This window comes from Candidatus Nitrosopumilus sp. bin_68KS (assembly GCF_054095825.1).
Window position 1 is genome coordinate 56,168 of record NZ_JBSWSP010000027.1, and the last position, 10,095, is coordinate 66,262.

A 10,095-nucleotide genomic window follows, 5' to 3' on the forward strand; every position below is an offset into this window, starting at 1 on the left:
AAAGATAATCATTGACTGAAATTCTAAAAGTAGAGCATTTAAAAAAATATTTTATTAAAAAAGGTATGTTTAGTGGAAAAACAGTAACAGTTAGGGCGACAGATGATATTTCTTTTTCACTTCAAAAAGGAGAAGTTCTAGTAATAGCAGGGGAATCAGGCTCTGGAAAATCAACCATAGCTAAATTAATTCTCAGATCAATTGAACCAGATTCAGGAAAAATCTTTTTTGAAGAACGTGAGATAGATAATGGAAAAAAGAATTTGGAAAAAATCAGAATGAATTGTCAAATGATTCATCAAGATCCATATGATTCCATTAATCCAAGAATGAAAATTGGAGATATTATAGCAGAGCCTTTAGAAATACACAAAATTGGCAATAAACAAGACAGAGTGGAGAGAGTAATCGAAGTGTTGCAGGAAGTAAAACTAGAACCTGCTGATGAAATAATAAAAAAATACCCCCATATGTTATCTGGAGGACAAAGACAAAGAATAGTTCTGGCACGAGCACTATCATTAAAACCGAAGATCATCATTGCTGATGAGCCAGTTTCAATGTTAGATGTTTCAATTAGAGCTGAAATGCTTGAATTGATGCACGAATTACAGAAAAAATACAATATTTCATTTATCTATATTACACATGATTTGGCAACTGCCAGATATTTTGGGCAAAAAATAGCAATCTTGTATCATGGAAAAATTGTAGAAAGAGGTCCAATTAACCAAGTTTTGCTAAAACCAAAGCACCCATACACTCAAGCATTAATTGACGCAATTTCAGAACCGGATCCAGATAATTTAAAGAGAGTGAAAAAGATCAGAATCAAAGAAGCCACTGATGAAGATGTTTTTCAAGGGTGTAGATTTAGAGCAAGATGTCCATATGTAATAGAAAAATGTATTGTAGAGCCAGAGTTATTAGAAATTAGTGAGGGTCAATATTCTGCATGTCACATAAAGCTAGACTAAGAAGTTTGGACAGATGGCATTCGTTTGTCTTTGTAAGTAACAACATTTGAAACGCCGTTCTTTGGAAATACGCCGTAGATCAATTTAGCTTTCTGAATCACAGAATCTTTGAGTGAAACCATAATGAATTGGCTTTCTTTGGATCTTTCTTCTAAAATTTTTGCTAGTCTTTCAGAGTTTGGAGCATCAAGATGAGCATCAACTTCATCAAATAAGTAAAATGGAGATGGTTTTAGTTTTTGTAATGCAAGAACAAATACAATAGCTGCCAACGTTTTTTCACCACCGCTAATCGATGTTGATTCTCTTTTTGGTTTGTTAGGGAATTGGATTAGATAAGAAATTCCAGAATTGAAGATATCATCTTCATTTTGTAATTCTAACCAAGCATTGCCCTCAGTCATTTTATTGAAAATTAAACGGATTTCTTTATCGACCTTATCAAATGCATCCAAGAATGTTTGTCGTTTATCTTTCTCAATATCCTCAATAAATTTAACAATAGAATTTCTTTCTTCCTCAAGAGAATTCTTTCGTGTGGACATGGAACGATATCCATATGAGACTTCAAGATAGGTTTCTGGAGCCTTGGCATTTAGTGAATTTAGGGTATTTAGTTCTGTAGTCAGACCATGAACAATGGATTCCACATCGAATGTTTCCATATCTTTGCTAAATCCAAATGCAGAAAGAAGTTGTTGCAACTTTACTTCATTTTCAACTAAATCATGCAAATCTCTATTCAAAGAATCAGTTTGTCGTTCCAATGAATTCATTTGTTTTGTAATTTCTCTATCTTTTTCAGATAAAATTTTAAGTTTATCATCATATTCTTTTAAATTTTCAATTGACGAGCCAGAGGTAGAAATCAGTTCTTGTTCTTTTTCCCTTAATTTTACAAGGACCTCACTCTTTGATTCTTTTTGTTTTTCTAAATCTAGAATTTTTTGCTCTAATTCTTTGTGTTCTAAATTCAAAGAACTTTCTTCATTTGACAAACGAACTAATTGAGATTTCTCTCGATTATCTTGAGTTTGTAATGTAGTTTGTTGAGAAGATTTATCACGATATTCATTCATTATTGTAGTGTAAAGTTTTTCAATTTCTGCTTTCTTTAGATTGATTTTGGATAATTCATTTGCAATTCTAGTTTGCTCCCCACTAGCATAGTTTTCCTCAACAATAGCAATACGTTGGCGTAGTGATTCTACGTGTGACTCTGATGTAGATACTTCAGATTCAATAGTTGTATTTCTTGAAGTTAATTCAGATATTCTTTTTGTTAATTGTTCTTTCATGGTAATTGCGGAACCGATTCTCGATTTTAGATTTTCAAAATTTTCATTAGTTGATGTTAGGGAATTTTCGGAGACGGATAGTCTATCAGAATAGGATTGGATAGAGTCATCTAATTTCTTTAAAGAATATTTTTTCTTTAACATGTATTTTTTAATTAAACCAATAGATTGGAATAATCCATCGATATCGCTACTCATTGAAATTAATTTGGTAAGTTTAGAAATCTTTGAATTGATGTCGATTACAACGGTTCCTCCTTTTGCTTCAAAGAATTCACCATCAAGAGTTACTGCTTTGTAACCCATTTGAGATACATTATAACCAGATTTACGAGATTCAGTAAGGACAATATTTCCAAACAAGAATGTTTTGAGTGCAGAATATGCTTCATCACATGTTACATAATCTGCAAGAACACCTATCACACCAGATTCTTTAGGTAATTTTAGATTAAATTGAGGAATTGCCTCAAGTGGAATAATTTTTAATTTTGGTAAATTTTTACCTCTAGCTACTTCGGCAATTCCAAGTAATGTTGCAAAGTCCTTTACAACAATTGCTTTAATCCAATCAGAGCTTACAGCCATCACAGAACGTTCGTATTTCTTATCCCAAGAAATCATTTCATATACTAAACCTTCTATTCCAAGTTTCTCAGCATCTTCTTTTAATTTTGCAACAGTATAATCTTCATGCATGAATCCTTTTACGGTTTTGATTTTAGATTCATATTGAGTTGCAGCCTTGCTAGATTTTTCTAAAATTAATCCTAATTCATCCATGTCAGTGTTAATTTTTGATTTTCTTTCACGTAATTTTGAAATTCGTGATTTTAATTCAGAAATTGTTGCTTTATGATTATTAATCATAGATTCTAATTGAGATTTGTATTCAGAGAGTTTTGTAATATCTTCCTCTAATTCGGTAAACTTGGTAGAATTAGTTTTTATTTTAATTATTGATTCATCTTTTTCATTTTGGATTTTAGATAATTTTAGTTCGGATTGATTCAATTCATTTGTTAATGATTTAATTTTATTATCAATTTCAGATTTTTTAGCTGCTGCTTTTGATTGTGCATTTAAAACATCATTTCTTTGCGAATCAATAATTTCTAAATCAGCATTAATTTTACTTTTCTTTGAATTTGTTTCTTCAATTGATTCTTTAATTTTATCGATTTGTGAATTGATATCACCTCTTATTTGATTAATCTCTTCAATTTCATTTTTTATTTCTGGAATTCGAAGTTCAATTTGCTGAATTCTTTTCTTTGATGCAGAAATTGCACTATTATCAATTTCATATTGTTCCATTGCAGAGCTTATTTCAACATCCAGCGAAGCTTTTGCTTGACTATAATCATTAGCTTCTATCATCAATTGTGATTTTTCAGTTTCAAGAGATTCGATTTCTGCTCGCAAGGCATTTCTTTCTTCGTCAAATTTTGTAATTTCTGCAGTAAGAGTATGTAAAGAAGATTCTTTTGAAGATTTTTGCTCAGAAATGATTTTCATTTTATTTGCAGCAGATATTGCCTTGTAACGGTTTAATTCACGTTCTAAAATATCGTGTCGCAATTTTTGGTTTCGTTCTTCTTCAAGTTCATCTATTCTTTTTTTAATTTCTCCCATTTTTGCTAGAGCAATTTCTAATCGTCTATCTGCCTCATCAAGTTGTTTTACAGATTCTGTCTTTTTTTCATCAAAATAAGATAATCCAATTAAATCCTCAATTGTTTTTCTTTTTTCCTCTGATGTAAATTCAGAGATTCTAGTTACAGTGCCTTGTTGAACGGCATTAAGTTGGCCAAGTCCAGCATTTGCCATATCTAGTAAATCAAGTATATGGCTTCGATTGGTTTTCTTTTTGTTCAGATAGTAGGTGTTTTCCCCATTTTCATCCATTTCTCTTGTAATTTCAACTTGATCAGAATCAACTGGAATTTTTCTATCAGAATTATCAAAGTGAACACTAGATCTTGCCATTTTAGGTCCACGACGATTTCCCTCAATATCATGAATTAATGAACGAAGTTTATCGACCCTCATAACTTTGGGTTTATTTTCACCCATTGCAAAAATAATGGCATCCAAAATGTTACTTTTACCAGATCCATTTGGACCAGAGATTGAAACAAGCCCAGGTTCAAACTGAACTGTAGTATTCTTAAACCCAAATGATTTGAAACCAAAGATCTCAACTTTCTTTACATGAACCAATAACAACAATTTTGCATTAGATAGGATAATCGATGGTTAACAAGTTTAGTTGACATAATTGAGTAATTTTTCTTGTTTTGTTATCATATTTTTCGTAGCGGCTAGGCGTTAAAACAAATCATAGTCAGTGATTCAAAGCAGAGTGATTTGCATTGTATTTTATTTGAGCATCACTTACCAATTAAATCAAGAATTCAGCACAATATATTGTACTTTTTAAAATTAAAAAGTGGTTTCAGGCTTCATCGGGATTTCCCTTGAGCACCTGAAGCACACAAACGATAGGACGGTGATAAACTAACTATGATAAAAAATATCTTAACATCTTGTGTGTGTGCTAAAAACAAACAGAGATGATTATAGATACAAGATGATCGCTTATTATAATAATTTAAAATAAATTATATCAAAGGAGTGGTGATAAATCCTACGATAGATCCAGCCATAAATAAGAATAAATTTTTTGAGAATTTCAATGTACTCTAAAATGATTTTTTAAAATAAGATAAATAATATAGATTGTTTGTATTAAACAGTCAGTATAGTAAATAACAGATAGAAATAGAAACTTTCTAACTTGGAGGTTTTAGAGCCACCTATAATTACCAATTCTGAGGTCTAAGTTTATGGTCAAATTGGGATTGATTCAAACAAAGTCTTATGATTCCAATCAAAAAGGAATATCAAAAACATCTGAGATCTTAAAAAAACTAGGTAAAAATGAGACAGAGATAGTATGTCTACCAGAACAATGGTTAAAGAACAATAAAATCAAAGATTTTGATTTAGAATTTTTAGAATTTAAGAGAATTGCCAAAGATTTTGCAATGACGATTATACCAGGAGCATTTTATGAAATCAAAAAAAATCCATCAATAATTGCCCCCATTATCGGACCTGAGGGTGAATTTATAGGAAGACAAGAAAAAATCCACCCTTTTGATTATGAGCGAGATAATGTAAAACCAGGAAAAGAGGCTAAAATTTTCAACACTGCATGTAAGTTTGGAGTAATTATCTGCTATGACATGATATTTCCCAATGTTGCCAATGTGCTTGCAAAGAAAGGGGCTCAAGTACTATTTTCACCCAGTAGAATTGTAAGACGAGGGATTATTCCTTGGCAGATGTATGTTCAGGTTAGAGCATTGGAGAACAGAATACCCATTCTTGCGGCAAATGTAGAAAATAAAAAATACGGTGGAAGTAGTGTAATCATAGATTTATCAGAGAATAATAAAATCATCACAACAAAAATGATCAAACTAAAAGGAGAGAGTCAGAAGAGCAAAAAATTTTCATTGCATAAATACGAAGCAAGTAGAAAAATCAGATTTTCAGATTCAAATACTTTTCAATAATTATTTTCCTGCAACAAATTTTTCACATTCAGATTTTGCTAAAACATCTGAAGTTTGTTCTATTGGATGCTTCATCAAATAAGCACTCGCAGGTTTAATTGGACCACCAACACCCCTATCAAGTGCAATTCTAGCTAATCTAATTGCATCAATTACAATTCCAGCAGAGTTTGCTTTGTCATCTACTTCTAAACGAACTTCCATATTGTAAGGAATGTTTGCCCATTGACGACCCTCAATTCTCATAAACATTAACTTGGTATTACCTAAGAATGGAATAAAATCTGACGGACCAACATAGATTTGATCATCATCTAATCTTTCTTTTAGTTGACTTTGAACACTTTCTGTTTTTGAAATTCTTTTTGAAGCTAATCTATCTTGTTCTTTCATATTTAGAAAATCAGTATTTCCACCAACATTGATTTGATAAGTTTTTTCAATTTTAGTTCCACGATCGCTGCATAATTTTGCCAGCGTTCTATGTACAATTGTTGCACCAACTTGACCCTTGATGTCATCACCAATACAAGGAATATTTTTTTCTTCAAACTTTTTTGCCCATTTTTCATCAGATGCAATGAAGGAAGGAATACAATTAACAAAAGCAGTATCAGTATCAAGGCAAATTTGAGCCCAAAATTCAGTAACTTTGTCTGATCCCACAGGTAAATAAGATACGATAATTTCAACACCCAATTCTTTGATTACTTTTTTTACCTCTTCAGTGATTTGTTCTACAGATTTTGGATTTTCAATTGGTTTAATTCTATTTTCAACCCAAACACCTACTCCATCTAAAATTGGACTTTCATAGACTATTGCATCATTGTGTGGCAAGTCGTCTTTAGCAATCCAATCAACCATGTTTGGAAATGCATAAATTGCTTCATGAAGAGGCTTACCAACTTTATTTTCACCAACATCAAAACCACAGACAAAATCAATATCATGGATACCATATCCTGCTAATTTTTCATGAATAATTCCAGTAACTTCTTGTGAGGGATTTTTTCGATAATATTCAATGCCTTGAATTAAACCAGCAAAACAATTTCCAATGCCAACTAACCCAACTTTAATTCTATCAGCCATTTGAAATTTGGTATTATTAGGCGGGTTTAAAGTTTTCTTACTCTATAGAATGAAATGATTTCACGAAGGCAGAATTTTATACTTGGCAACAACAACCAAACTAATGGTAGAGTCAGGTCGTCCAGTCAAAGACATAGAAATTGATTCAAGTACATCAATAGTGGAAATTTTTAAAGAGTTATCTCAATCCGGGGGATTTGAATCAGTAAACCTGTCAGACGGATTGGAGATTTTATCAGAGATGATTTCAGATAAACAATGTTTACGATTTGTTTCATTTGTAGGTGCAGTGGTATCTACAGGACTAAGAGGGATAATCAAAGATATGATAAAAAACAAATGGTTTGATGTTGCAATTACAACATGTGGTGCATTAGATCATGACATTGCAAGACACTTTTCAAATTACAAAGAAGGATCATTTACAATGGACGATATGGAATTGGCAAATCAAAACATCCACAGATTAGGAAATGTACTGGTTCCAATGGATAGTTACGGTCCACTCATTGAAGAGAAGATGCAGGCATTTTTAGAAGAAGAATACCAAAGTGGAGTAAAAGAAATGACTACTGCAGAGATTTGTAAGATGATTGGAAAGCATTTAGGTGAAGATTCATTTCTTTATTGGGCACAAAAAAATAATGTTAGTGTTGTAGTTCCAGGAATAATGGATGGTGCAGTAGGGAGTCAAATTTGGCTTTTTGCACAAAAACACAGTGATTTCAAACTTAACATGACAGGAGATGCAGATTTGCTCTCAGGATTTATTTTCAAAGCTGAAAAATCAGGAGCATTTATGATTGGTGGTGGAATTTCAAAACACCACACATTATGGTGGAATCAATATAGAGAAGGGTTAGATTATGCATTTTACATTACTACTGCACAAGAATTCGATGGAAGTCTGAGTGGAGCGTTGGTAAGAGAAGCAATTTCATGGGGAAAAGTCACACAAAAAGCCAGACAAGCAACACTACACGCAGAAGTAACCACAATCTTGCCATTTATTTATGCAGCATTAATTAAAAAATTACAAAAATAGTTTTGAAACTAGATAAAACCTATTATCTAATCACAACAAAGACATTCTATTGACTCCTGAAATTAAAATTAAAGAGATAAAATCTGCGAATCTAGAAGGCGGTTACTTAATTGATGGTTTCCCATCAGTAGGATTTAGTAGTGCAATTGCAACAGAATCAATGATACACACATCAAATTTTCAATTAGCAGGGATTATTGATTCAGAAAGTTTTCCACCAATAAGCGTTATAAAAAATGGAAAACCAAATTTCCCAACTAGGATTTTTGTAAATGAAGATCTGAAAGTAGGAATTTTTTTATCATATCTAACACTTGAACAATCTTTGCATAGAGTTACAGCTAGAACAATGCTAGAATGGGCAAAAAAACACAAAATTGAATTAATTCTAAGTAGTGTTGCAGTAAAAGATCCTAATGGGAATGAGGAAATGATTGGAATAGGCAGTACAGAGTCAGCTAGGGGGAAAATAAGAGATACAGGATTAAAAGTATTAGAACATGGTACTGTTCCAGGCATTCCAGGGGTTTTGCTAAATGAAGGAAGTATTTCAAAACAAGATGTAGTAGTGATAGTTTTTCATACAAAAGGAGAAGGACCAGATTTTAAATCAAGTGCAAATCTTTGTATGGCAATGTCAAAATTAATTCCAGGAGCTTCATGTAACATAGCATCATTGCAAAAGGAAGCTGAAAAAGCTGAAGAGGTAATTAAAGAAGCACAAGTAGAAACTAATCAGTTCAAAGATTCAATGTATACATAGATTTTTTCAATTAATGTTTAATTCAGCATTTAATTTCTTGTAATCAGTAGATAATGGAACAGTTTTTAGAATTTGCAGTATTAGTTATCGCTATTTCAGCATCAGGGGTAATGGCACCAGGGCCACTTTTTGCAGCAAATATATCATATGGACTAAGAGGAGGAATAAGATCAGGAATTAAGATGGCAATTGGCCATTCAATTGTAGAATTTCCATTAATCGTATTATTAGGAGTGGGGGTATTTTCTTTAGAAATATTTCCCGAATTTAGAACAATGATTTCTATTTTAGGTGCAAGTACACTTTTTGTATTTGCATTCCTTCAAATTAAAACCATATTATCAAGAAAAAAAATTTCAGAAATCAAACCAAAACAAGGCCCACTAATTACAGGAATTTTACTTAGTGCATTAAATCCATTTTTTATTATTTGGTGGCTCACAATTGGTTTTAAATTAATTTCAGATGCAATGTTAATTTGGGCATTTGCAGGAATTGTGATTTTATTTGGTTTACACATATGGATGGATTTTGCATGGTTGGGAGTTATTTCTTTTCTTGCATCAAAAAGTTCAAAGATATTATCAAATAGAAATTACAAAGTTTTGATGATTTGTTTAAGTTTTGTACTAGTGTATTTTGGAATAGTATTCTTGACTGATTCAATATACTAACTACAATCCAGGATTTCAATCTGAGGCTCACAGGAATCATTAAATGAATCAATTTTTTCAACAATTATTTCACAAAACTCAGGATCAAATGATTTCTCGTAGGAGGAAATATCATTTAGTATCAATATATGCTGAACACCACATGAATTTCCACTAAAACTAAGAAGCACAAGAATGATTGAGATCAGCATTACAAATAGAATTAAATTTTTTAAACTAATTTTTTGAAATATCAATTTCCATTGTAGAAACATTTCGTTGTTTCCCATCTTGTGAGGTAAGAGAATCAGAAGAAATTCTTACATCACTAATAACATACCCAACAGAATCCATTCTTTTTACAATCATTTGAGAAACATCAACTGCTTGTGTAATTCTTTTCCCCCTAGCTTTAATTGTTACAGTAGGCCTAGTAGAAAGTTGAGTCAAGGTTGCGGAAACATAAGTCATGATAGGTTTAGTGCCAACAAAAATTACATCACGTTCTTCAGGAGGATGGTGAGGTTCAGAAGCATCATTTTTTGATTCTGGTGTTGGTTCAGGTTCTGGTGTTGGTTCAGGTTCTGGTGTTGGTTCAGGTTCTGGTGTTGGTTCAGGTTCTGGTGTTGGTTCAGGTTCTGGTGTTGGTTCAGGTCTGTCTCTTATACACATCTCCGAGC

General features: G+C 32.1%; 7 protein-coding genes and 1 pseudogene. 5 read left to right on the top strand and 3 right to left on the bottom strand.

Annotated elements, in window-relative coordinates; genetic code table 11:
- The first annotated feature begins 11 nt into the window (after positions 1 to 11).
- Complete coding sequence (locus ACW9W3_RS09900) at positions 12 to 977, top strand: ABC transporter ATP-binding protein (RefSeq protein WP_457765982.1); 966 nt, start codon at positions 12 to 14, stop codon at positions 975 to 977.
- Here ACW9W3_RS09900 and ACW9W3_RS09905 read toward each other — a convergent pair.
- Complete coding sequence (locus tag ACW9W3_RS09905; protein ID WP_457765983.1) at positions 974 to 4,498, bottom strand: AAA family ATPase; 3,525 nt, start codon at positions 4,496 to 4,498, stop codon at positions 974 to 976. The genes ACW9W3_RS09900 and ACW9W3_RS09905 overlap by 4 nt on opposite strands.
- 626 nt (positions 4,499 to 5,124) lie before the next feature.
- Between ACW9W3_RS09905 and ACW9W3_RS09910 the strand changes: the two genes are divergently transcribed.
- The gene (locus ACW9W3_RS09910; RefSeq protein WP_457765984.1) at positions 5,125 to 5,859 is read left to right on the top strand and encodes a carbon-nitrogen hydrolase family protein; all 735 of its coding nucleotides are present in this window, start codon (positions 5,125 to 5,127) and stop codon (positions 5,857 to 5,859) included.
- On the opposite strand, the gene ACW9W3_RS09915 is transcribed toward ACW9W3_RS09910, so the two are convergent.
- Positions 5,860 to 6,954: an inositol-3-phosphate synthase gene (locus ACW9W3_RS09915; RefSeq protein ID WP_457765985.1), complete on the bottom strand. Its 1,095-nt coding sequence runs from the start codon at positions 6,952 to 6,954 to the stop codon at positions 5,860 to 5,862.
- Positions 6,955 to 7,057: 103 nt separating this feature from the next.
- Here ACW9W3_RS09915 and ACW9W3_RS09920 point away from each other — a divergent pair, with 103 nt between their 5' ends.
- Genes ACW9W3_RS09920 through ACW9W3_RS09930 form a run of 3 tightly spaced genes read left to right on the top strand, consistent with a single transcriptional unit; the run spans position 7,058 to position 9,436 of the window.
- Positions 7,058 to 7,999, top strand: a complete 942-nt coding sequence (locus ACW9W3_RS09920; protein ID WP_457765988.1) for a deoxyhypusine synthase — start codon at positions 7,058 to 7,060, stop codon at positions 7,997 to 7,999.
- A 49-nt stretch (positions 8,000 to 8,048) separates the two neighbouring features.
- Positions 8,049 to 8,762: a proteasome assembly chaperone family protein gene (locus tag ACW9W3_RS09925; RefSeq protein WP_457765986.1), complete on the top strand. Its 714-nt coding sequence runs from the start codon at positions 8,049 to 8,051 to the stop codon at positions 8,760 to 8,762.
- A 53-nt stretch (positions 8,763 to 8,815) separates the two neighbouring features.
- On the top strand, positions 8,816 to 9,436 hold the full coding sequence (locus ACW9W3_RS09930) for a LysE family transporter (protein ID WP_457765987.1): 621 nt from the start codon (positions 8,816 to 8,818) through the stop codon (positions 9,434 to 9,436).
- A 216-nt stretch (positions 9,437 to 9,652) separates the two neighbouring features.
- Here ACW9W3_RS09930 and ACW9W3_RS09935 read toward each other — a convergent pair.
- A pseudogene (locus ACW9W3_RS09935) lies at positions 9,653 to 10,095 on the bottom strand (DNA-binding protein); the annotation flags it as partial.